This window comes from Jiella sonneratiae (assembly GCF_017353515.1).
GTDB lineage: Bacteria > Pseudomonadota > Alphaproteobacteria > Rhizobiales > Rhizobiaceae > Jiella > Jiella sonneratiae.
The window spans coordinates 1-568 of record NZ_JAFMPY010000076.1 but is presented as its reverse complement, the minus strand read 5'-3'; the positions used below and the strand labels follow the sequence as shown (position 1 = coordinate 568).

At 62.7% G+C, this 568-nt stretch carries 1 protein-coding gene; it reads right to left on the bottom strand.

Annotated elements, in window-relative coordinates; translation table 11 throughout:
- The coding region (locus J1C47_RS23545) for a transposase (protein ID WP_207353233.1) at positions 1-454 on the bottom strand (454 nt) is incomplete at its 3' end.
- Positions 455-568 lie beyond the last annotated feature (114 nt).

The following is a 568-nucleotide window of genomic DNA, read 5'->3' as shown; positions in this document are numbered from 1 at the left end:
TGAGAGGGCGATCGAGGAAGCCGCCGACGCGCTCGTCGATATCTTTGCAGAGCTTCGATACCGTGCTCTTGCCGATCCCCGACAGCCCCATGGCCTGCACCAGATCGTCGACCCTGCGAGTCGAGACGCCGCTGATCCAGGCCTCTTGGATGACTGCGACCAAGGCCTTCTCCGAGAGCTTCCTCGGTTCCAGAAACGGCGGGAAGTAGCTGCCCTGCCGAAGCTTGGGGATACGAAGCTGCAAGGAGCCGAGCCGCGTGTCGAGCGAGCGGTCCCGGTAGCCGTTGCGATAGGTTGCCCGCTCCAGGGTGCGTTCATGACGCCCGGCGCCGATCATGCCCTCCACGTCGGCCTCCATCAGAAGCTGCATCACACTCTCGGCAATCGTCCGCAGGAAATCGCCGTCTCCAGCTTTCGCCAGAAGCTCGGCAAGCGGTAGTCTGTCCTCGGTCATCGGGTGCTCCGGTCAGGTTGAAGTCTCGCAACTCCACCTTAGCCGGCCATTCCGGTGGCCACCTCCGTCACACCTTCTGACATTCGATTTTCCACCACCACCGCGGACACTACC